The sequence below is a fragment of the Ignavibacteria bacterium genome (genome assembly GCA_036262055.1).
Classification (GTDB): Bacteria; Bacteroidota; Ignavibacteria; order Tepidaquicellales; family Tepidaquicellaceae; genus DATAJP01.
In genome coordinates this window covers 91577-111610 of the sequence record DATAJP010000001.1, presented here as the reverse complement: position 1 = coordinate 111610, position 20034 = coordinate 91577, and the positions used below count along the sequence as shown (strand labels likewise).

Genomic DNA, 20034 nt, shown 5'->3' with positions numbered 1-20034 from the left:
TAAATTGATAAACAAAATTATTTAAACAAATTTTGTTTATGAGCCCTGACCACAATCATGAACAGAATCACGAACTGAATCCCGAAAAAAAGATGGAGCTTTTCTTCACGCGTGAAGATAATGCTTTCATACGCTCCAAACCGAAATATTGGCTTCACATTTTGCTTTTTGTTACAACTTTTTTTTCTTTAATGTTTGCAGGAACCGCATGGGCAAACGTGAGCCCATATGAGCTCTCTAATTTATCCAAAGGACTTTTATATGCGGTTCTCATTATGAGCATAATTACCGCTCATGAATTCGGACATTATATTGCCGCAAGAATCCACAAGATAGATGTTACACTTCCATTTTACATTCCATTCCCATTCATTGAATTCAATCCCTTCGGGACAATGGGTGCTGTCATAAGAATTAAATCAATGATTCGTTCGCGCAAAGCATTGTTTGACATGGCTGTTGCAGGTCCCATAGCGGGATTTGTAGTCACGATTATTGTTTTAATAATAGGCTTCACAACGTTACCAGGCATTGAATATATTTATCAGATTCATCCCGAATACAGAACCACAGGAATTCCGACTTCCGGAAATTTTTCATTCGGTTATAATATTCTATTCTGGTCATTCGAAAAAATCTTTACCTCTTCACCAACAGTCTTTATGCCCCCGATGAATGAAGTTTATCACTATCCGTTTTTGTGTGCAGGATGGTTTGGTTTGTTAATCACTGCACTTAATATGCTTCCCGTCGGACAGCTTGACGGAGGTCATATTTCATACGCTATGTTCGGCAGCAAAAGCAAGTTTGTTGCTTACATAACATTTGGATTGCTTGTCTTTTTCGGATTGCTTGGATTGCCCGACTTACTTCAGGCATTAGGAGTGCTGCCCCCGCTTGGATTTGATATCTCAATTGGTTCCGTGGGATGGTTAATATGGGCTTTACTGATTTATTTCGTAATTAAAATCATACATCCCCCGATTGTTCAGGATTTCAATGCTCCGCTCGGAACAACCCGTGTTTTACTCGGTTGGTTTTCTTATTTTATATTTATAGTAAGTTTTTGTCCCGTCCCGCTTACATAATCAATTAACAATTTACAATTAACAAAGAACAATTTCATAATCAACACATCATTATTCATTGCCATTATTCATTAATAATTGTTAATTGCACATTGCTAATTGTCAATTGTCCCTATCACTCCATACATTCTTCCTGATTTATCTCTGTCTCTTCTATATGAATGCAGCAGCCCGGGTTCGGAAAACGTGCAAAGCTCCGATGCCTCAATGTTTTCTTTTTTAACTCCGCCTCCAATCAATTGAGCTAAAACAATTCCTTTCAAATCAGGAAAATACTTATTTTTTTCTTTATCATACTTTACATATTCTTCCGGAAATAAATCCGCAACGTCTTTATCAACCTCAAACTTTCCCTGTGAAATGCACGGAGCAATATAACAGTGAAATGTGAAATCGTGAATTTGTGAATTAAAAGAAGATTTAATTTCACTGATTGCTTTTCCAACAATATTGAGTGAAGTCCCTTTCCATCCCGAATGTATCCCTGCTATAATATTATGATTTGGTTCATACAAAAACACCGACACGCAATCAGCAACACTTACGGTTAAAAAAATATTTTTCTTATCCGTGAACGTTGCATCGCACTCGCCGGCAAATCCGGGTTTATCTATTTTCTTTACGATATCTGAATGAATCTGTTTCTGATAATTAACTCTGTCTGCCGTAATGTTCAGTTCATCAAAAAATAATATCCGGTTTTTTTCAACATTCTCCTTTTTATCCCCGACAGATAGACCAAGATTCAGATTATAAGGAGAAGGACTTACGCCTCCTTTAATGGTTGAGAACCCAAAAACAAGATTCTTAAACTGTGAAAATATTTTTGGTTTTATGATTTCCAATTAATCTTCAAAATCCTTTCTTCCTCTTGTTTGTTTTTTCTGGCTGTGTTTCTTTTTTGATTCAAGCCGGTTTAACTTTGCGGTTTGAGACGGTTTCGTTTTTACTCGCTTCTTTTCAGGTATAAGCGCATTGCTAAGCATATTATATAATTTATCAACCGCATCTTCTTTGTTTTTGAGCTGCGAGCGGGTCTTTTGCGATATAATTCTTATGTATCCCTCTGAGTTTATTTTATTCTGAAGCTTTCCCAGCAAAACCAGCTTCTGCTCTTCATTAAAAATCACTGATAAGCTGATATTAAACAATAATTCTACTTTAGTAGAAACTTTATTTACGTTCTGACCGCCTTTTCCTCCTGAGCGGACTGCCTGAATTATGGATTCTGCCTGAAGCCGTTCTTTAAATTCTTTCTCTGACAAGAAAATTTTTTAAATTTAATTTATAATTTATTATTAATAGCTTGTAATCTTATGAAACTTTTACCGGGAATTTCTTATATAAAATAACAAATCCTTAAACCTTAAATAATACTTAAAGAAAGTTAAAACAATAATGAAAAGAATTTTAGCAGTAACCTTAGTTTTATTAAGCAGTTTAATTTTTGCTCAGGCAAATGCACAAAAAGTTGTTTATTCCAGCACAAATAACCCGTCACAATTGCTTCAGATATTTACAATGAACATTGACGGTACGGACAAAAAACAATTAACGGATTTATCAAGCAACTGCATGTTTCCGAAATTTTCACCTGACGGCAACAGCGTGGTATTTCAGACCGATTTGCTCGATATGTACTATATTGCTGATATAAATGCAGCTACTGTTAGCTATCCGATGTTCGTGTTTAAAGGCTTTAACCCGATTTTTTCTGCTAATGGCGAGTATATAATTTTTTCAGGCGAGCACGAAGGAATGACAACTCTTTACATGATGGCACCGACCGATGCTGATGCTTATCTTATCTCGATGGATGATTACAGCACAATGGCAACCCTTGCTGCAGACGGAAGAACACTTGTTTATTCTGCATTCGGTGGAGGACAAAAAAATATTTACATCACCGACCTTGAAGATTCAACTTCGATGAACGGTGTAAGAATAAGCTCAAACAAAGACGCCAATCTCGAACCGGATATTTCCAGTGATGGGAAAATGATTGCCTATGCAAGTTTCGATATGAACCTTAAAGGAACAATTTATCTTTATAAAGACGGTTCGGAAATAGCGCTTACAAAAGGAATGTCAAGCGCTAATCAGCCGCAGTTTTCACCTGATGCATCAAAAATTGCATTCACGGTTGTAACCGGTGATGACGTTGATTTGTATTTAATGAATAATGACGGCTCGAACGTAAAGCAGATAAACGTTAACGGCGGTGATGTCGGAAGATTCGAATGGGTAGATAATAATCTGATTATTTTTGATGCAAATTATAACGACCAATCTCAAATCGGGGTTGTAAATATAAACACCGGTAAAATTAACATGATTGCAGACGTCGGGCTTAACGCATATCCGAATGTTTTAAGATAATGTGACGAACCAATAAAGAATAGATGAAAGTAATAGAACATTTAGGAAGAGCCAAAAACCCTTTCATAAGTTTTGAGTTGATTCCCCTTTCAAGAGGCGGTGATATCGGAAAAATCTTCAGCATTGTAGAAGAGCTTCTGCCATATAATCCTCCCTTCATCGATATTACTTCACATGCCGCTGAAGTCCAGTACGAAGAAACCCCAACGGGTGAAATTCGCAAAAAAGTAAAAAGGAAAAAACCCGGAACAATAGGCATCAGCGTTGCAATAAAAAATAAATTTAACATAGATACCGTTCCCCATATTCTTTGCCGGGGCTTTACAAAAGAAGAAACCGAAGATGCTTTAATCGAACTTAATTACCTCGGCATCGAAAATGTATTAGCCGTCCGCGGTGATGACAACGGTTACAGAAAACCTATTTCAACCGGAAGAACTACCAATGATTATGCCTGTGATTTGGTTCAGCAAATCAAAGACATGAACTCAGGAAAATATCTTGATGAAGATTTGCTTAACGCAAGTCCGACTAACTTTTGCATCGGAGTCGGCGCATACCCGGAAAAACATTTTGAAGCGCCTAATCTCAGAGCCGATTTGAAAACTTTGAAACAAAAAATCGATATGGGTGCAGATTATATTGTTACGCAGATGTTTTATAACAATCAGCACTATTTTGATTTCGTGAAACTTTGCCGTGACGAAGGTATAAACGTTCCGATTATCCCGGGATTAAAAGTTCTCTCGACTAAAAAAAATCTTACAACCATTCCTGCGAATTTTTATATCGAAATTCCGACGGAGCTGTCGGACGAAATCGAGCGTGCAAAACCCGAGCATGTTGTGGACGTCGGCGCTGAATGGTCTTATAAACAATGCATTGAGCTTCTTGAAAAAGGCGCGCCATCCATTCATTTTTATGTTATGCAAAACATAAAACCCGTTAAAAAGCTGCTCAATAAGCTTAAATTATAATGCCTTGAATATATAAAGGGTTGTTTTTATATTTATTAAGTATGATTTTAAAATATCCCGAAAAGTTTTATAAAAGAATTAGTTTAAATAATAACTCAAATTTTAAAAAAGGGGCTTGATTAAAGCCCCTTTTTTTTTGTGCAATTTTTTAAGCATGTTATATGGAATGACTGATGAAAAATAAAAATGAAAAATAAAAAAATATTTTTATCTGAAAAAAAGATATTGCAAAAAATTTTTCCTGATAAAAATATAAGCAAGATTGAAATAATAGATTTTTATTTTGAGAAACGAAAAAAAATAATTGTCTTTGTTCCCGAGAACTACGTTGAAAAAGTTTTTAATGAAATGTGTGATGCAGGTGCGGGAATAATCGGAAATTATACACATTGTTCTTTCAGAACTCCCGGAACCGGGACATACATGCCTCAAAAAAATGCAAAACCATTTGCGGGGAAAAGCGGAAAGCTCGAATATGCAAAGGAAGTGAAATTAGAACTTGAATGCGGTTCGGATAGTTTAAATATAGTAGTGGATGCTTTGAATGATTCTCATCCTTATGAGGAAATTGCATACGAAATATATGATTTCACAAAACGCACAAATAAGACCGATGGAGTATATGTTCATTTAAAGAAAAATATTAACAGCAAAGAACTGATTTCAAAAATTAATCCGTCGATAGACGGCTCAATGAAACCCGGGGGAATTTTTAAAGATAAAATAAATAAAGTTGCAGTTTTCGCCCGTGAGTTTAACGAAGAAGACTTAAAAAAATTAAAGCAGTTAAAAATAAAAACATCTTTATTTCAATCGGAAAAAAATATTAAAATCGTAAAAACATAATATGACTGAAAATAACATTAACGATAACCCTGAAACAAGCGGAATTGATAATCCGCAGGTTCCTGATACAGGTTCATCACGGGTTCTTGAATACTTCGAATTCAATGATACTGAAAACAAACCCAAAATCGAAGAAGAGCTTCGCATCTTATATGAACTTTGCAGAATAGACGGCGACTTAAAGGACATCAATGATGAGAAGGGAGACCTGCCTGATATTATTATCGAGCAGAAAAACAATCTATTTGAGTTTGAAAATGATATATCGGGTAAAAAAGCCGAACTCAAAAAACTTCAGGAAGAGGAAGCAACTCTTACAAAGCAGATAACAAAGACAGAAGCAAAAGTTAAGAAATACGACGAGCAAAAATACAGCGCAAAGTCAAACAAGGAATATGATGCAATAATGAAATCAATCGATGCTTCAATTGAAATAATCGATAAAAATCAGAAGCGCATTAAAGAACTTGCTGACATAACTGAAATTCTTAAAAGAGATATTGAAGCTGCCGAACGTGAAATGACTGAATTGAAAACCGAACTCGAAGCAAATGAGGCAAAGCTCAGTAATCTTAACGAGGAATTCGAGCAGGAAGAAGCAGAGCTTACCCATAAAAAAGATAACCTGATGGTCCGGCTTGAAGAAGATTTGCGAAACCTGTACAGCAGAATTAATAATACTCTTCGCGGCGAAGCTGTTTCTGTTGTCCGAAGAGGAAACTGCAGCGGATGCTATAACTCAATTCCTCCGCAGCGCGCAATTGAAATTCGTGCAGCAGAAAAATTATTCACATGTCAGGCATGCGGCAGAATTCTCATTGACGAAAAATATATTACTAATAATTAAGATTGACGATTAAAGTTTTCACCGACGGCGCGTCAAAAGGAAATCCGGGCAAATCAGGAATTGGTATCCTGATAACGAATGATACAGATGAAGAGCTTTTAACTCATAGCGAATATATCGGAGAAACTACAAATAATGTCGCAGAGTATTCCGCATTTATAAAAAGTTTGGAACTGATAAAATCCTTAAATCAGGCTGACAGAATAAAAAAAATTGAGTTTTTTGCTGACAGTGAATTGCTTGTAAAACAGATAAACGGTCAATATAAAGTCCGTGATTCAAAGCTAAATTTGCTTCATACTGAAACAAAAAGCATACTTTCCGGATTAAATATTATATACACTATAAATTATATACCCCGAACTGAAAACAAGATAGCAGATAAATTAGCCAACGAAGCAATAAAAAATTTTAATACAGTTCTTTAATTTAATATCCCATTCCATTGCAGACAATCGCGCTATTCCGCAAGACGGAAAGTGAGGAAAGTCCGGACTCCATTAGAGCGGGGATGCCGGGATGATATCCCGGGCGGTAAAGTTCTTAAGAATTTGCCGCAGAAAGTGTCACAGAAAAGTAAACTATCACGTCACTTTGTAGACGTGATAAAGGTGAAACGGCAGGGTAAAAGCCTACCATCCGGAACGCAATTTCCGGGATTGACAAACCTCATCCGGAGCGAGACCAAGTAAAGGAAGCTTAAAGGCGCTGCTCGCTTATATGCGGCTTCCAGGGTAGGTCGCAAAATGTATTGCAGTAATGCAAGACTAAGATAAATGATTGTCATCTTGTGAAAACAGGAAACAGAATCCGGCTTATGCAGAGGGATGGGATTTTTTTCTTTTCTGATATTTAACTCATCTCAAGCATTCTCTTCAAAGACTTATAAGCATTCTTCCTTATTTCTTCATTCAGGATTATTTCAGGTTTTTTATCCCTCATACACAAATATAATTTTTCCAGAGTATTCAATTTCATATAAGGACATTCATTGCATGCGCAGCTTGATTCAGGAGGTGCAGGAATATAAATTTTACCCGGTGCTTTTAATTCCATTTGATGAATTATGCCCGGCTCTGTTGCCACTATGTATTCTTTTCCGTTGTCGTTAATAACATAATTCAATAACGCGCTTGTCGAACCGATGAAATCAGCTTTCTTCAAAATATGTTCCTCGCATTCGGGATGAGCAATAACTTTTGCATTAGGATGTTTCTGCTTTAATTCAAAAATTTTTCTGTCGCTGAATGTTTCATGAACAATACACGCACCTTGCCATAGAATCATATCCCGACCGGTTTTTTTCATTATGTATCTACCAAGATTTTTATCGGGAGCAAAAATAATCCCCTGTGTTTTTGGAATCTGCTCTACAATTTTCACTGCATTCGATGAAGTGCAGATTATGTCCGAAATTGCCTTCACATCTGCCGAGCAGTTTATATAACTTATCAAAACATGCCCGGGATATTTTTGCTTGAACTTCAAAAGCAAATCAGCGGGACAACCCTCTGCAAGTGAGCATCCTGCATTTAAATCAGGCAGAAGCACAAGTTTTTTTGGATTCAAAATCTTTGCAGTTTCAGCCATAAAATGAACTCCTGCAAATACAATTACATCTGCATTTGTCTTTTCTGCATTCTGCGCAAGCTGTAAACTGTCGCCGATGAAGTCAGCTAAGTCCTGAATTTCCGATTCCTGGTAATAATGCGCAAGAATAACTGCATTAAGCTTTTTCTTTAATCGTAAAATTTCTTCGCGAAGATTCAGTTTCGGGTCAACCTTTGTTTCTATTTCCGGTTCTGGTTCAATCATTAATTATTACTGTAATTATTAATTTTAAAAATATTATTTTAGTAAATAAACTCATATTTTGGATTCTCTAAATTGGGGGAAGAATGAATTCAAAATTTTGTTTCCAGAATTAAATTAATAAATTCTTCAACAAAATATGAAACAAAAAGGAATGATTTTAGGTGCAGGATTCGGAACACGCCTGAAACCTTTAACTGATAACATCCCCAAAGCGCTTGTCGAGTACAAGGGCAAACCAATGGTAGTCCATCAGATTGAACGGCTTAAAAAATTGGGAGTCGATGAAATTATTGTTAATGCGCACCATTTCGCCGGCAAGATGGAAAGTTTTTTCAATGAAAACAACTTCGGCGTAAAAATTATTCTCGTAAGCGAAGATAAAATTCTCGGAACAGGCGGTGGAATTTTAAACGTGGAAGAATATTTGAAAAACTCCGATTACTTCTGGGTAATTAACGCAGATATTGATACTGATTTTGATTTAAATCTTATGCGGGAAGAGTGGGAAAAAGAAAAACCTCTTGCAATGCTTCTTGTTCAAAAAAGGAAAACATCTCGTTATCTGGGATTTGATGAAAATATGAATTTATTAAAGCGCGCCAAGTGGTCTGAAACCGGATTAAAACCTGACGGAACTGACCCTAATGCTTTCATTTTTGCTTTCAATGGCATTCATATAATTTCACCCCGTATATTTGATAAAGAAATAAAAGTTGAGTTTAAAGATATTATCGAAATGTACATCAAGCTTTCCAAAGAAGGTGAAAAAATAAAAGGGTTTGATGCAGGAAACAGCAGTTTCAAAGACTTGGGAAAAATAGAAGACCTTGTTTAAGTATTTATTGAATTAATAGGCATAACCGATTCCTGCAGTTAGTACCATATTCTTTCCGAAATTACCATCGAGGTTTACATAAACTCCTCCAAGATGGAAAGCCGCACCTAATATACCAGTCGTATTATTTATTTTATCCATTTCAAATTCAACCGGGACAAGCACATTATTCGATGTCAGATAATTGTATTTTATTTTAGTTGAAAGATTATCGTATTGAACGCCTGCATATAAATCAACAAAAAGAAAACGCTTCGCAACCGTGAGATTAAATACCTTTGCATCTGAATCAACAATATTTATGTTATCTGAATTCAGTTCAACTTTCTGCAGAGCAAACTGAACAGTCACATCAACAGGTAATGTTTTAAGATATTGAGAAACATTATGTTTAATTCCAAAACCTATAACACTTATATCTTCAAGTTTTCCCAATTTAACTTTAGGCAGAAATCTCAGCATAACGTCAGTTCCATAAATAGAACCCGCTTCAAGATGAAGCAGTACAAACGGAGCAACATCAGAACGGTAAATTCCTCCGATTGTTTGCTGTGATTGTTGAATGCCTGAATTATCCCTATAAGTTGCAACGCCGGCATCTCTGACACCAAAAAATGTGGGTGCATTTGTCGTCGTAAACTCAAACGGAGTTGAAATGCCTCCCTGTGTCACCGTATCAACATATCTTAAATTAAATTTTTTGTCCTCATCCTTTACAAAAAAACCAAATGCTTTCAATCCTGCATAAAACCTGAACTGAATTGGATTTTCAAGATTCGATGCTTTTGTGTTGGTATACATTCCCGAATTAAGTGTAACACCTAAAGCTTTATTAACAGGCTTTAAATACGCTGCTGCATATGCCTGAACAACATTTCTAAGTTTGTTTCCCAATAATTCTTCTGTCTGGGCTCTTAGCTTATAAGGGAAAAGTATAACTGCTATTATAAAAACAAAAATTAATTTTCTCATTATTTTTTTCATATATTTATAAAATGCTTTTTACGTTAATAAAATTTCATACATTTCATACATAAAACAAAAAAGCCGCGTTCCTCAACTGCGGCTTCTTTGCTTTTTAATAACTAATCCACTTTTATTATAATAAGAGCAATTTGTATGCAAATAATTTTAAATAAAATTTTGCATTAAAAATCAGCAAAAGCTAATTTGAAATTTTATTTATCAATGTTTTTTAGGATATGCTTATTGGTCTATTCTCCAACAATAGAGCATATTACGATTCTGTTTAAAACCTAATCAATATAATTTTAAAAATCAACATCGTTGCATATTCACTTATATTACGAAGCATATATCTAACTTTATTATATACAATATAGTTATAAAAATTTGTCTAATTTAATTTTTTGAGATAACTTCAGGAGGAAATACTTTCAGTGAAATTAAAAAATGATGCTGAAAAATAATTTTCTTTCATTCAATCGCAGTAATAAAAGAACAAACATTGTGTTTGTCCTTTTATGTTTTACATTACTGCTTCGACTCTTTTCAGTTCCGGAAACTCCCGCATCAAGGCACGCTCAACTCCCGCTCTCAAAGTCATCTGACTCATCGCGCATCCGACGCATGCACCGGTCAAGCGAACTTCAATTATATTATCTTCGGTAATTTTTACTAACTCAATATCACCGCCGTCCATCTGCAAATAAGGACGGACATTGGTTAAAACTTCTTCAACACGCTCAATTGTTATATCTGACATTTGTATATTATCTTTTATTCTGTTTATTCCACAAGCTTTCGGCTTTCTTCAATGGACCTTGCATAATCAAGATACCACGTTCCGCCTTCCTTTATTGCATACAGTTTTGTTTCCTGTCCTTTAAACGTTTTCACAGTAATAGTTGCCTTGTTATCACCTTCTTTTACTTCATTCACGACGTCAAATTCGGTTCCAAGCACGCCAAGCGACTTTGAATCTTTCATTCCTTTAACGAAAAATTCCTGACCGCTTTCATTCCTGTTCTTTGCCTGTTCATCATACATCTTTTTTGATTCTACAGACAAATAACTCCATGCTTTTGCAGGGTTGCCGTCTTTAATTGCCACAACAAAATCTTTGACTGCATTGGATGGAGAATCAGAACCACCTGCCGAGCCGCATGCCGCAATAATAAGGGAAAGTATTAAAAAAATATAATATTTTTTCAAAATCATACGTCAATATATGCAAAAAATCAAAAGAATTAAATTAAAAATAACTTTTCAATATTAACAATTAAACGATTATCTCAAGATTTGGTTTCTCGTTTGCTTTAAGATTTTTTAAGTTAACTTCTTTAACCAGTGTTTTGGCAATGTTTAAAAATGAACCGGCTTCCTCAGACTGCGGCTCAGATAAAACAATCGGCTTTCCCGCATCACCACCCTCACGGACCTTTTTGTTAATCGGAATTTGTCCAAGCAAAGGCACACCGATTTCTTCGCACATTTTTTTCCCGCCGTCTCTTCCGAAAATATAATCACGCTGCCCATCTGGCAAATTATAATAGCTCATATTCTCGATTATACCAAGTGTCGGCACATTAACTTTTTGAAACATCTGAAATCCTTTTCGCGCATCAATAAGCGAAATTTCCTGCGGTGTCGTAACAACAACCGCTCCTGTCAAAGGAATCGTCTGGCTTAATGTAAGCTGTATGTCCCCCGTTCCCGGCGGCATATCGAATAACAGCACATCAAGCTTATCCCAGTAAACATCACTCATAAACTGTTTAAGCGCGCTTGAAGCCATCGGACCTCTCCATACAACAGCAGAATCACCCTCAATCAAAAATCCAATTGACATAACCTCAACTCCGTATTTTTTAATCGGCACAAGCTTTCTTTTACCTGCAACTTCGGTCATTTTTGGTTTTTCTTTTATGTCGAACATCATCGGAATCGACGGACCATAAATATCCGCATCAATCAACCCTACTTTAAGACCAAGCTCAGCAAGCGACACCGCAAGATTAACCGCCGCAGTTGACTTCCCAACTCCGCCTTTACCTGACGCAACTGCAATCGTATTTTTAACATTCGGAATCACAGAAGATTTTTTTGCATCCTTATGCTCAAGCAATCCATATTCAAAATTCACATTCACGTTTTTTATATCTGATGCACCTCTTGCAAACTCAAGCTTAATTTTCTCCATCAATTCTTTAATTACGTTTTCATCTTTATCGGATAACATCAATGTGAGATTCAATTTGTCCCCGTTTATCGAAACACTCTTAATGAAATTCAGCGAAATAAAATCCTTATTTAAAAACGGCTCATTAACTCTTGAAAGTATATCTTTTATCGTTTGTTCTGTTGGCATTTTTATTAAAATTCTATGTTTTATTTATTAACAAGTTACTTTCTATAAAACTTAATTTAAATTCAATAAAACATTGTCACCCGTGGGGTACCCTCCGGGTCACTTGATTCAGGGTCAACATTTCGCATATGGATTCCAGCTTTCACTGGAATGACAGGTGCGCAAAAGGAATTTAAATTCTCCCCCAAATACCCTATTTTCCAATATTCTAATGCTGAACAAAAGAGCTAAAACATATTTATTTCTTCTAGTTCTCGGAGCAATCTTCTGGCTTGGAGCTGTCAATGTGCGTTTCTTAATCGGAAACGAGCTTCTGCTTTTTGATGAATTTAATTTCCGGACAAGTATTCCGCCCGATGAAGAGAACGTGATTTTCAAAATGATTTCCAATGCTTCAATGGTCGTAATTCCAGCTTACTTTATCACTCTCATCGCATCAATTTTATTTCTGAAAAATTGCAAAATTAACCTTAAAGAAAATCCGTGGCTGTTAATGTGCGCGATTTTGTTTTTTGCTTTTGTTCCCGTTGAAATATACAGTCATTTTCTCGATATAAAATTTATGCTTTTGTTTAATGAACGTCCCGCAAATCATGATGGATTATTAAAGCTATTCGGTGAACGCATCGGACTTCTTCGTGGCGTTCCGTGGATTGCACTGATGAGTTACTATTTTATAATCGCAGTTGCAGTTTTTCAACCTATGAAAAAATCTCATCGCGAACTCGAAGAAGAAAAATTAAGAGAGAAACTGCATTCATATAATTACATATTTCACGAAGAAGATGACCTCGCAGTAAAGGATAATTAATTTTAAAAGTAGAGACACAACATTTTTGTGTCTCATAAAAAATATACAGATTTGGCAAGCGTAATAAAAAAAGCTCAGAAAAAAGACATAGATGAAAAAAAAGAAGATATTATTAACGAGCTTATGAGTCTTTTTGAGCAAATAGGATTCGAAGTCCGCATAGAGAAAGGAATGTTCAAAGGCGGGTTTTGCCTGCTCAAAGAAAAAAAACTTTTTCTTATGAACAAAAATCTCGAACAGGATAAAAAAATAAATTATCTCGCAAGAAATCTTTCACTCATAGGAATAGACGAAGTATTCGTTAAGCCCAACATAAGAGAGATAATAGAAAGAGAGACAGAAGAATAACTGCAAGCTCAAATAAATTTTGACCGCAGTTAAATGTTATGAAGATTATTTTATTAGGCACGGGCACTTCACAGGGAGTTCCCATAATCGGATGCACATGCGACACCTGCATATCAACCAATCCAAAAGATAAACGTCTAAGAACTTCCGCATATGTTGAAGTTGACAAGCTGAAAATTTTAATCGATACTTCCATTGATTTCCGCCAGCAGATGCTGAACAATCACATCTTCGACCTTGATGCAGTTTTATATACTCATCATCACGTTGACCATATTCTCGGCATGGATGACCTACGGCAGATTAACCAGAGATACAATAAATACATTGATTTATATGGCGACAGCTTGACCATCGATGAGCTTAAAATCACTTTCAGGTATGTTTTTCATGAAGGACTTCAAAGACATCAGGCGGTTCCGCTTGTTCACATGCACAAAATTGAAAACAAACCGTTCAAGATTCGCAATGTTGAGATAATCCCAATTGAAGTAATACACGGCAATCTGCCGATTATGGGTTACCGCATTGGCAATTTTGCATACATTACCGATGCAAGTAAAATTTCCGAAACTGAACAGAAAAAATTGAAAGGACTCGACGTATTGGTTTTAAATGCGCTTCGCCGCGCTCCTCACCCGACGCACTTTAACATTGAACAGGCAAGCGATCTTGCACAAAAGCTCGGAGCAAAGAAAACTTATTTGGTTCATACAACGCACGATATACGATATGATGAAATAAACCCGACATTGCCAAAAAATGTTGAGCTTGGTTATGACGGCTTAACATTAGAAATATAAATTTTACAACTTCCGGTTGTCATTCCCGCGCAGGCGGGAATCCCAGTCTTAGATACAATGAAAAACATACTCCTCAAAGCTGCGCATGAAGCAGGAAAAATTGTTAAAGAAAATTTTGAAGGCACTTTCAAAATCGAAAGCAAAGACCGTCTTTCAAATTTAGTTACCGAAGTCGATAAGCTTTCCGAGAAAAAAATAATTGAGATAATTCATTCCGAATACCCAGACCATTACATTCTCACCGAAGAAAGCGGCGACCTTCCGCAGGACTCAGATTACAAATGGATAATAGACCCAATAGACGGCACGATTAATTATGCGCACTCAATTCCTTTGTGCTGTGTGTCAATCGGTGTTGAACACAAAGGTGAGTTAATCTTAGGAGTTGTTTATAACCCTATGGGCAACGAATTATTTTTTGCTGAAAAAGGTAAAGGCGCATTTCTGAACGATAAAAAAATTAGCGTTTCCAAAACCGATAACGTAAGAAAATCTCTGCTCGTAACCGGCTTTCCGTATAACACAAGCGATAACCCGAATAACCCGCTCGCGATTTTTTCTAAATTTGTTTTGATGGATATTCCTGTCAGACGCTTAGGTTCGGCTGCGCTCGATATATGCTGGCTCGCTGCAGGAAGGTTCGATGGTTTCTGGGAATATAATCTCAATGCATGGGATACCGCAGGAAGTGTAATAATTTTAGAAGAAGCAGGTGGTAAAGTTACCGATTTCGGCGGAAATAAATATTCTGTCTATGGAAGAGAAATTCTCGCAACAAACGGAATTATTCACGACGAAATGTTGAAACACATTCAGGAAGCAAAAGGAAATAAAATTATTTAAATGGAATATATAAATTTTCAACCATTAGAAAATGTTGATGTTGAAATAATTTATAACAATAAAATATATGATTTACATAATACTGCTGAGTTTTTAACATTCATTTATGATGAAGATAAAATGAAGTTAACTTTAATATGGATATATCCAAGTGAATATTTTATAAAATACATGGCTCCAAAACTTAGTGAAAAGTTTTTTGTTAGAAATGATATAAATCCCAATTTAGAACAAAAATATATTTCATTAGAATTTAAATTTGTTACTAATTTTGAAAATATTGAGGGCGATAATGAGTTACCGATTGAAGAAAGTTATACTGTGAGTCAATTTTTACCTATAAATGAAACAAATAATGATTTAGTTATAGAATTTCAGAATGATTCAAAAATGATAATTGATGCAGAAGAAGTTTATTTTAATAATGATTTTAAGTTTAGTCAGGAATTAGGAGAATAATTTAATCTATATTTCCTTCAACACTTCAATCATCTCAAGCACTGTCATCGCAGCTTCATAACCTTTATTATTTTTAATCTGTGCATCATCAACTAAGCTTCTCTCATACGCCTGCTGTGCAGTGAAGCACGTCAGCACGCCAAATCCCAAAGGCATTTTATTATCAGTTGAAATAATATTCAGATTATACGCAACAGGACTTGCAACGTATTCAAAATGCGCAGTGTCGCCTTTTATAACACAGCCAAGTGTAATTATCCCGTCATATTTTTTCTTCTTCGATGTGCAAAGTTTTTTTACGACCAGTGGAATTTCATAAGCACCCGGCACAGCAAAATAATCAATCTTCTCCGCGCTGATTCCGTTTTCTTTCAGCGCAATTTGCGCTCCCATAATCAAATTATCAACTATGGGTTTATTATAACTGCTCGAAACAATCGCAAGTTTTAATTTTTTCTTACTCATTAAGTTAAAATAATCTCCTCTTCATATTAATAATGTAATTCGCAGGAATGCAATACTTCCCAAAGTTTAAATTATCTGTCGAGCTGATCCCGTGATAATCCGACCCGCCGCTCTCAAGCAAAAAATACTGCGATGCAAGTCCGGAGTAATATTTAGCATCATCCTTCGAATGCGACGGATGCAAAACTTCAATCCCATCCATCCCCGCATCCAAAAATTCTGTCAGCTCAACGTCCCTGAACGTTCTGCCCGGATGCGCAAGAAAGGATAATCCGCCAATGGAGTTAATTAATTTGAAAATTTCTTTTAACGTGGGATTCTGTTTCTTCACATAAGCGGGTTTATCATCGCCGATATATTTCATAAAAGCCTCGCCGATTGTCTTGACGTGTTTTTCATTTACAAGCGCTTTGGCAAGATGCGGTCTTCCTATCGATGCCTTACCATTTATTTCCGATGACTTCAATACATCATTATAAGTTAAATCAATCCCTTCTGAATTTAGAATTTTCAGCATTTCTTTAATTCTGTTTATCCTTATATCACGAAAATTCTCTAAATAATCTTTTAAAATTTTGTTTTTGTAATCAATAAAATACGCGAGTATGTGAACTTCCTTACCCTGAAAATCTGCACTTAGCTCAATTCCCGGAATAATCTCCAAATCCCGCTTCTTGGCAGCTTTCAGAGCATTATCAATAGCAGAAATGTTGTCATGGTCGGTAATACTTAGAATATTTATACCCTTCTTTAATGCTTTCTCAACGAGCTCTTCAGGTGACAAAATCCCGTCTGAAAAGTTCGTATGTGTATGCAGGTCAGCCTTAATTTTTTTATTAACTACGTCCATTTTTAATTTGACACAACCCAAACAAGGATAACACAAAGCCGCAAAAACACAAAACAAATTTTTAATTATTATTAATTTTGTGATTTTGTGGATTTTGTGTTAAATTTTTGGTTTAATTTCCTAATAAATAGATAATTATTTTGATTTTATTACAAATTTTAAATAAGTATATTTATACGCTGAATATGAAAGAAAGCATATTTAAAAAAATCGCGCGATTTATTAAATATAACAAATTATTTACCTTATTTATAATAATATTTTCTTTACTACTTTACATGCTTGTCTTCAGTAATAACGGACTCATTCAACGTTTTGAAGCCAACAGCGAAAAATCACAGCTTGAAAAAGCTCTGAATGACGAGCAGAAAAAAAATGAAGCATATCAGCAGGAAATAAAGGATTTAAACACTTCGGATTTTAAAATTGAACAGGTTGCCCGCGAAAAGTACGGGTTAACCAAAGAAGGTGAAACAATCTACAAGATTATAGCGGATACAACGAAAAATTGATGAGTGAATTAGTCTCTACGTTAGAAACAATTCTGAAAATACACTCCCCCACAGGTTATACAAAAGAAATCATAAACTACCTGGTAGATGAATTTAAAAATTTGCCGGTAAAAATTGGTATGACAAATAAGGGTTCTTTGCTTGTGTCGTTTTCAGATAACCCAGAGCTCGTAATTGCAGGACACATCGACACTCTCGGAGCAATGGTTAAGGAAGTTAATACCGATGGAACACTCGGAATTACTACACTTGGTTCATACCCTTTGAATTCATTCGAGGGCGAGTATGTAACAGTCCGCAACTACAACGGTGAGCATTACCGCGGAACATTTTTATTGAAAAATCCTGCCGCTCACGTCAACAAAAGCGTCAGTGATACTAAACGCGAGCTTAGCTCAATGGCAATACGTCTCGATGAGCTTGCTGAAACTCCCGAGAAAATAAAACGTCATAACATCGGCACGGGAAATTTTGTTTTTTATGATGTCCGTTTCGAGCATACAAAATCCGGATTTATAAAAAGCCGTTTCTTAGATGATAAAGCTTGCGTTGCTGTTATGATTGAATTGATAAAGGCTTTATGCAAAGATAAATACACAGGTGATGTTGCATTTTATTTTTCGAATTATGAAGAAGTCGGACATGGTGCAGCAGTCGGCATTCCCGATTCCATAAAAGAAATGCTTGTGCTCGATATGGCTGTCATTGGTGAAGGATGCAACGGAAAAGAAGATGCTGTTTCAATTTGTCCTAAAGACTCTTCAGGACCTTATGACTTTGATGTTACAAATAAATTGATAAAAATAGCAAAGCAGTTTAACATAAATCACGTAATAGATATATATCCATACTACGGCTCTGACGGCTCTGCAGCTCTTTTTGCAGGCATTGATGTTAAAGTCGGATTAATCGGTCCCGGCGTTTCGGCATCTCACGGTGTTGAGAGAACGCATTTGAATGGACTGATAAATACTTACAACCTTACTTATTATTACATTCTGAATTACAATAACTAACTGATTTTTATTTAACAATGACGAGAATTGTTTCAGGGATAAAACCCTCAGGTGAAATGACAATAGGCAACTATCTTGGCGCAATGAAAAGATGGGTTGAGCATGACCAGAATACAAATGAATGTTTATATTTCATTGCAAATCTTCACGCAATAACGGTTCGGCAAGACCCTGAAACTTTAAAAAAACGCAGTCTTGATGTAGTGGCATGGCTTTTAACACTCGGTGTTGACCCGAAGCAGTCCATTATATTTATGCAGTCAATGATTCCTGCGCACAGCGAAATTTGCTGGATACTAACGAACTTTGTTACTGTCGGCGAGTTGAATAAAATGACTCAGTTCAAAGACAAGTCGCAGAAACAGGGCAAAGATGGTCAGCTTGCAGGATTATTTGAATATCCTGTTCTTATGGCGGGTGATGTTTTGCTTTATGATGCCGATGAGGTTCCTGTCGGTGATGACCAGGCGCAGCACGTTGAGCTTACACGGAACATTGCAACAAGATTTAATAATCTTTACGGAGAAACTTTTAAAATTCCAAAAGCAACAGTTTCAAAAGTAACCGGCAGGATAAAAAGCTTGAAAGACCCGAACTTGAAGATGAGCAAGAGCGAAGATGCAGAAGACAGCTATGTTTTATTGCAGGATTCACCTGAAACAGTTTTGAAAAAATTCAAACGCGCAGTAACGGATTCTGATAGCGTTGTTAAGTTCGATGCAGAAAATAAACCTGCTATCAGCAATCTGCTTGTGATTTTCTCAGGCTTTACTGAAAGACCTATAGAAGAAATCGCAAAAGAATATGAAAATGCAGGTTATGGTAAATTCAAAAACGATGTTGGTGAAGCAGTTGCAAATAAACTAAGCATATACCAGAAAGATTTCAAAAAATACCGCGACGATGAAAATTATTTAATGGAAGTAGTTAAAGATGGTAATGCAAAAGCAAATGAAATTGCAGTCAAAAAAATCAAAGAAGTTTACGATAAGTTAGGATTAATATATTAACAAGTTTTGTCAAAAGACGAAAAAGAAGACAGCAAAAAACAGGAAGCTTTAAAAAAATCCGGAGAGATTCCCAAACACATTGCCATCATAATGGACGGCAACGGCAGATGGGCAAAGTCTAAAGGATATTCCCGTTACTTGGGACATCAGGAAGGTGTTAATTCCGTTCGCGATATCGTCGAGGCAAGTGCTCAGGTCGGAGTAAAATATTTAACTGTTTATACTTTCTCAACGGAAAACTGGCGAAGACCTAAGAATGAAGTTACTTTATTGATGAAGCTTTTAATTAAGACTTTGCGTAAAGAAACAGAACGTTTGCACAAAAATGGCGTAAGATTAATTTCAACGGGCAACCTGAAAGAGCTTCCCGAACAGGTTTATAACGAGCTTCAGGATTCCATGAAAAAGACAAAAGACAATCAAGGTCTTGTTCTTAATCTTGCATTGAATTATAGCGGAAGATGGGAAATCGTTAACACCGTTAAAAAAATTCTTAACGATAAAATTCCCATTAAAGACATAGATGAAAAGCTGTTTTCATCATATCTTGAAACTGCAGAAATTCCCGACCCCGATTTACTTATAAGAACCGGCGGGGATTACAGAATAAGCAATTTTTTGCTGTGGCAGACCGCTTATTCGGAAATTTACATAGAAGACATATATTGGCCTGATTTCAAGCGGGATTACCTCTATAAAGCCATAAAAGAATATCAGCGGCGGGAGAGAAGATTCGGTATGATAAGTGAACAAATTCAGGATTTAAAAAGTATTAATAAATAAATTATACAGAGTTTAA

Annotated in this window: 25 protein-coding genes and 1 other RNA gene; 17 read left to right on the top strand and 9 right to left on the bottom strand. The window is 35.9% G+C overall.

Annotated elements, in window-relative coordinates; translation table 11 throughout:
- The first annotated feature begins 38 nt into the window (after window positions 1-38).
- Complete coding sequence (locus tag VHP32_00515) at window positions 39-1088, top strand: site-2 protease family protein (GenBank protein HEX2786361.1); 1050 nt, start codon at window positions 39-41, stop codon at window positions 1086-1088.
- 95 nt (window positions 1089-1183) lie between these two features.
- Here the strand turns inward: VHP32_00515 and pgeF are convergent, their stop codons facing one another.
- Both pgeF and arfB read right to left on the bottom strand, forming a co-directional pair.
- The gene (gene pgeF / locus VHP32_00510; protein HEX2786360.1) at window positions 1184-1933 is read right to left on the bottom strand and encodes a peptidoglycan editing factor PgeF; all 750 of its coding nucleotides are present in this window, start codon (window positions 1931-1933) and stop codon (window positions 1184-1186) included.
- Window positions 1934-2353 (bottom strand): alternative ribosome rescue aminoacyl-tRNA hydrolase ArfB, encoded by a 420-nt coding sequence (arfB, locus tag VHP32_00505; protein HEX2786359.1) that lies wholly within the window; start codon window positions 2351-2353, stop codon window positions 1934-1936.
- Between the two features lie 133 nt (window positions 2354-2486).
- Here arfB and VHP32_00500 point away from each other — a divergent pair, with 133 nt between their 5' ends.
- The 6 genes from VHP32_00500 to rnpB all read left to right on the top strand — a co-directional run bounded on the left by VHP32_00500 (window position 2487) and on the right by rnpB (window position 6970).
- Window positions 2487-3467 (top strand): hypothetical protein, encoded by a 981-nt coding sequence (locus VHP32_00500; protein ID HEX2786358.1) that lies wholly within the window; start codon window positions 2487-2489, stop codon window positions 3465-3467.
- Between the two features lie 23 nt (window positions 3468-3490).
- On the top strand, window positions 3491-4444 hold the full coding sequence (locus VHP32_00495) for a methylenetetrahydrofolate reductase (protein HEX2786357.1): 954 nt from the start codon (window positions 3491-3493) through the stop codon (window positions 4442-4444).
- Between the two features lie 186 nt (window positions 4445-4630).
- Window positions 4631-5290 (top strand): hypothetical protein, encoded by a 660-nt coding sequence (locus VHP32_00490; GenBank protein HEX2786356.1) that lies wholly within the window; start codon window positions 4631-4633, stop codon window positions 5288-5290.
- 1 nt (window position 5291) lies between these two features.
- On the top strand, window positions 5292-6137 hold the full coding sequence (locus VHP32_00485; protein ID HEX2786355.1) for a C4-type zinc ribbon domain-containing protein: 846 nt from the start codon (window positions 5292-5294) through the stop codon (window positions 6135-6137).
- A gap of 2 nt (window positions 6138-6139) precedes the next feature.
- Window positions 6140-6565 carry a ribonuclease HI family protein gene (locus tag VHP32_00480; GenBank protein ID HEX2786354.1) on the top strand — a complete coding sequence of 142 codons (426 nt, stop codon included), beginning with the start codon at window positions 6140-6142 and terminating at the stop codon, window positions 6563-6565.
- 11 nt (window positions 6566-6576) lie between these two features.
- Window positions 6577-6970: RNase P RNA component class A (gene rnpB, locus VHP32_00475), an RNA gene on the top strand.
- 19 nt (window positions 6971-6989) lie between these two features.
- Here the strand turns inward: rnpB and nadA are convergent.
- On the bottom strand, window positions 6990-7952 hold the full coding sequence (nadA, locus tag VHP32_00470) for a quinolinate synthase NadA (protein HEX2786353.1): 963 nt from the start codon (window positions 7950-7952) through the stop codon (window positions 6990-6992).
- 136 nt (window positions 7953-8088) lie between these two features.
- On the opposite strand from nadA, the gene VHP32_00465 reads away from it, so the two are divergent.
- Window positions 8089-8787 carry a sugar phosphate nucleotidyltransferase gene (locus VHP32_00465; GenBank protein HEX2786352.1) on the top strand — a complete coding sequence of 233 codons (699 nt, stop codon included), beginning with the start codon at window positions 8089-8091 and terminating at the stop codon, window positions 8785-8787.
- Window positions 8788-8799: 12 nt separating this feature from the next.
- Here VHP32_00465 and VHP32_00460 read toward each other — a convergent pair whose 3' ends face one another.
- The 4 genes from VHP32_00460 to apbC all read right to left on the bottom strand — a co-directional run bounded on the left by VHP32_00460 (window position 8800) and on the right by apbC (window position 12118).
- On the bottom strand, window positions 8800-9759 hold the full coding sequence (locus VHP32_00460; GenBank protein ID HEX2786351.1) for a DUF6588 family protein: 960 nt from the start codon (window positions 9757-9759) through the stop codon (window positions 8800-8802).
- A gap of 517 nt (window positions 9760-10276) precedes the next feature.
- Window positions 10277-10513: a NifU family protein gene (locus VHP32_00455; GenBank protein ID HEX2786350.1), complete on the bottom strand. Its 237-nt coding sequence runs from the start codon at window positions 10511-10513 to the stop codon at window positions 10277-10279.
- A gap of 23 nt (window positions 10514-10536) precedes the next feature.
- Entirely contained in the window at window positions 10537-10968 is a 432-nt protein-coding gene (locus VHP32_00450; GenBank protein ID HEX2786349.1) for a DUF4878 domain-containing protein, read from the bottom strand.
- 61 nt (window positions 10969-11029) lie between these two features.
- Window positions 11030-12118, bottom strand: coding sequence for an iron-sulfur cluster carrier protein ApbC (gene apbC, locus VHP32_00445; GenBank protein HEX2786348.1), 1089 nt, complete (start codon window positions 12116-12118; stop codon window positions 11030-11032).
- A 211-nt stretch (window positions 12119-12329) separates the two neighbouring features.
- On the opposite strand from apbC, the gene VHP32_00440 reads away from it, so the two are divergent.
- Genes VHP32_00440 through VHP32_00420 form a run of 5 tightly spaced genes read left to right on the top strand, consistent with a single transcriptional unit; the run spans window position 12330 to window position 15382 of the window.
- On the top strand, window positions 12330-12929 hold the full coding sequence (locus VHP32_00440) for a hypothetical protein (GenBank protein ID HEX2786347.1): 600 nt from the start codon (window positions 12330-12332) through the stop codon (window positions 12927-12929).
- Window positions 12930-12956: 27 nt separating this feature from the next.
- Entirely contained in the window at window positions 12957-13277 is a 321-nt protein-coding gene (locus tag VHP32_00435; protein HEX2786346.1) for a hypothetical protein, read from the top strand.
- Window positions 13278-13315: 38 nt separating this feature from the next.
- Entirely contained in the window at window positions 13316-14080 is a 765-nt protein-coding gene (locus VHP32_00430; protein HEX2786345.1) for an MBL fold metallo-hydrolase, read from the top strand.
- 57 nt (window positions 14081-14137) lie between these two features.
- A complete protein-coding gene (locus VHP32_00425) occupies window positions 14138-14923 on the top strand; it encodes an inositol monophosphatase family protein (GenBank protein ID HEX2786344.1) in 786 nt (261 codons plus the stop codon).
- A complete protein-coding gene (locus VHP32_00420) occupies window positions 14924-15382 on the top strand; it encodes a hypothetical protein (protein ID HEX2786343.1) in 459 nt (152 codons plus the stop codon).
- A 6-nt stretch (window positions 15383-15388) separates the two neighbouring features.
- Here VHP32_00420 and ribH read toward each other — a convergent pair whose 3' ends face one another.
- Window positions 15389-15847, bottom strand: a complete 459-nt coding sequence (gene ribH, locus VHP32_00415; GenBank protein HEX2786342.1) for a 6,7-dimethyl-8-ribityllumazine synthase — start codon at window positions 15845-15847, stop codon at window positions 15389-15391.
- Between the two features lie 4 nt (window positions 15848-15851).
- Complete coding sequence (locus tag VHP32_00410) at window positions 15852-16697, bottom strand: PHP domain-containing protein (GenBank protein HEX2786341.1); 846 nt, start codon at window positions 16695-16697, stop codon at window positions 15852-15854.
- A 185-nt stretch (window positions 16698-16882) separates the two neighbouring features.
- Between VHP32_00410 and VHP32_00405 the strand changes: the two genes are divergently transcribed.
- Genes VHP32_00405 through VHP32_00390 form a run of 4 tightly spaced genes read left to right on the top strand, consistent with a single transcriptional unit; the run spans window position 16883 to window position 20018 of the window.
- Window positions 16883-17209, top strand: coding sequence for a septum formation initiator family protein (locus VHP32_00405; protein ID HEX2786340.1), 327 nt, complete (start codon window positions 16883-16885; stop codon window positions 17207-17209).
- The gene (locus tag VHP32_00400; protein HEX2786339.1) at window positions 17209-18225 is read left to right on the top strand and encodes a M42 family metallopeptidase; all 1017 of its coding nucleotides are present in this window, start codon (window positions 17209-17211) and stop codon (window positions 18223-18225) included. The genes VHP32_00405 and VHP32_00400 overlap by 1 nt, the downstream gene beginning before the upstream one ends.
- A gap of 17 nt (window positions 18226-18242) precedes the next feature.
- Window positions 18243-19235: a tryptophan--tRNA ligase gene (gene trpS, locus VHP32_00395; GenBank protein ID HEX2786338.1), complete on the top strand. Its 993-nt coding sequence runs from the start codon at window positions 18243-18245 to the stop codon at window positions 19233-19235.
- 6 nt (window positions 19236-19241) lie between these two features.
- Window positions 19242-20018: an isoprenyl transferase gene (locus VHP32_00390; GenBank protein HEX2786337.1), complete on the top strand. Its 777-nt coding sequence runs from the start codon at window positions 19242-19244 to the stop codon at window positions 20016-20018.
- The last annotated feature ends 16 nt before the right edge of the window (window positions 20019-20034 follow it).